This is a genomic window from Rhodococcus sp. (in: high G+C Gram-positive bacteria), assembly GCF_049286785.1.
In the GTDB taxonomy this organism is placed as follows: domain Bacteria; phylum Actinomycetota; class Actinomycetes; order Mycobacteriales; family Mycobacteriaceae; genus Rhodococcus_F.
In genome coordinates this window covers 1-2,407 of sequence record NZ_JBAQEO010000465.1, presented here as the reverse complement: position 1 = coordinate 2,407, position 2,407 = coordinate 1, and the positions used below count along the sequence as shown (strand labels likewise).

Annotated in this window: 2 protein-coding genes and 1 pseudogene; 2 read left to right on the top strand and 1 reads right to left on the bottom strand. The window is 65.3% G+C overall.

Annotated features, from left to right (window positions below):
* Positions 1-307 (top strand): annotated as a pseudogene (locus WAW17_RS16885) (sodium:proton antiporter); the annotation flags it as partial.
* A 52-nt stretch (positions 308-359) separates the two neighbouring features.
* Here the strand turns inward: WAW17_RS16885 and WAW17_RS16880 are convergent.
* On the bottom strand, positions 360-764 hold the full coding sequence (locus tag WAW17_RS16880; protein ID WP_422334095.1) for a DUF7144 family membrane protein: 405 nt from the start codon (positions 762-764) through the stop codon (positions 360-362).
* Between the two features lie 307 nt (positions 765-1,071).
* On the opposite strand from WAW17_RS16880, the gene WAW17_RS16875 reads away from it, so the two are divergent.
* Positions 1,072-2,407: hypothetical protein (locus tag WAW17_RS16875; RefSeq protein WP_422334094.1), on the top strand; the 1,336-nt coding region annotated here is incomplete at its 3' end.

Here is a 2,407-nt window from a genome sequence, read left to right as displayed (position 1 = left end):
CAGTCTGACCGCGGTACGGATGGTGCCGGTCACACTTTCACTCACCGGGCTGCATGCACGCAAGCCGACCGTCGCCTTCCTCGGCTGGTTCGGCCCCCGCGGGCTCGCCACGATCGTCTTCATCATCTTGATCCTCGAGGAGCCGGGTGATCTCCCGCACCAGGACCTGCTCCTGACCACCGCGATCGTCACGATCGGGTTGTCGGTCCTCGCCCACGGAGTCACCGCCGCGCCGCTCGCCGATCGTTACGCGGCGTGGTTCACCAGGCATCCCCGACCGGAGAGTCTCGAATCCAAAGGCAGTTAAGGAATTCCGTCCGGTCCCCCTGCCCGGCGCAGCGTTCCCTGCCCGGCAACGGCTAGTCCCACCCGGGGTCCGGGTTCCAGGTCGAGACCGCCCAGATGACGACGACATCGAGTGCGATGATCAGGATCGCCCACCCCGGGTAATAGGGCAGCCACAGGAAGTTGACGAGGATCGACAGTGCCGCGATGACGACCGCCATCGTTCGCGCCCATATCCCCCCGGTGAACAGGGCGAGGCCGACCAGCGCGACCAGTACGCCGAGCACGATGTGGATCCAACCCCACGCGGTGAAATCGAACTTGTAGGTGTACTCGATGCCCACGACGAAGACCTCGTCGTTGGCGACCGCGGCGATCCCCTGGAGCAGCTGAAGCACACCGACGGTGACCAACATGACGGCTGCCCCGATCGACGTGCCGGCCGCAACCTCCTGCTTGACACTCGAATTCTCGGACACGACGGTTCACCTCTCCGGATTCGGCTGTGATACAACCCTATTGTGCGCCGCACGCGCGACCCCACATCGAAACTTGCGAATTTCAATCGGGCCGTCGTACGGACAGGCGGTACGGGAGCCGGGTTCCGCGAATCTCGTGCGTTTTTCAGCACCGGTGACGAGGACAATTCTCGTGCGACGCCGAAATGCCGAGATCGAACAGGGCAGGGCCCAGTCGGGCGTTGCCCTGATATCTAGGGCCGTTCAGCCCTATCGAGCGCCCAGGCGGTGCTGGTGAAGTGAAAAAGGAGACGGTGCACCCCGTCGAGTGAAGGCATTAGAGTCCGACGAACCGTTGAGTGCCACCGAGCGGGAGGAACTCGAGCTCCTGCGCCGACAGGTGGCGGAGCTTCGTCGCGACTGGGGTGAGCGGCCGCCGCCCGCACGGGAGACCGGCGCGGGGAGGATGGCTGGTCATCGCGGGTTGCGTTGGACGGCTGCAGGGGTGCTTCTGGTTCTCGTTGCCGTCCTGGCCTTTTCCTCGGTCCTGGCGCGGTACGCGCGCGGCGAGGTGCTCGATACGGATCGTTACGTCCAAACGGTGACACCGCTGGCCTCGGATCCGGTGATGCAGGGCGAGTTGACGAATCAGATCACGGACCAGATCATGACCCGTCTCGATGTGGAGACCCTGACCGCCGAGGCGTTGACGGCACTGAGCGAGAATGCGCCCCGGGTTCCCCCGGCGGTGGTCGGTCTAGCGCCGGTGCTCGCCGATCAGGCTCAGTCCTTCGTCCGTCAGACGGTCGGATCGTTCGTGGCCTCGGACCAATTCGAGGCCTTGTGGATCCGGGCGAACCGGGAAGCACACCAAGTGCTGGTCGCGGTGATGACCGGCCAGACCAGAGCCGCCGTCCAGATCAGCGACCAGGGCACGGTCAGCATCGAACTGGCGCCGATTATCGACAACGTCCGCACCAAACTGACCGAGCGCGGGTTCGCCTTCGCCGACAAGATCCCCGAGATCGACAAGTCGTTCGTGCTGTTCCAGTCTCCCGAACTCGTCAAGGCGCAACGGACGGTGTCGGCGTTGGACAGGGCGTCCACCGTGCTGCCGCTGGTCACTCTTCTGGTGGCCGCCGCAGCGGTCTGGGCAGCACCCAAAGGCGGCCGCCGGCGAGCCTTTTCGCTGGTCGGTGTCAGCATCGCTGTGGCGATGGCACTGCTGGCGGTGGCGATCAGCATTGGGCGGGCGATCTACCTCGGGGAGATGCCCTCCGATGTCCTTTCGCGGGATGCGGCAGCGGTGTTGATCGACACCCTTGTTCTTCCCCTTCGCACCGCGTTGCGTGCGGTGTTCCTGTTGGCAGTGGTCGTCGCAGCGGCCGGATACCTCACTGGGTCGTCGAATTCCGCGGTGGCGGTGCGCGGCGCCTATAACAAGGCGGTCAACGCCGTCCGGGGAGCACGGAGCGGCGGCCGAGCCCCGTCTCCGGTCGAAGCGGTCGTCGCGACGTACCGAACACCGCTGCGAGTGGTCCTCATCGCGATCGCCACGATGACTCTCGTGTTCTGGAAATACCCCTCGGGCCTGGTGGTCGTGGTGACCGTGCTGATCACTGTCGTGGCGTTGCTCCTGGTGGAACTGGTGGCCCGGCCCGCAC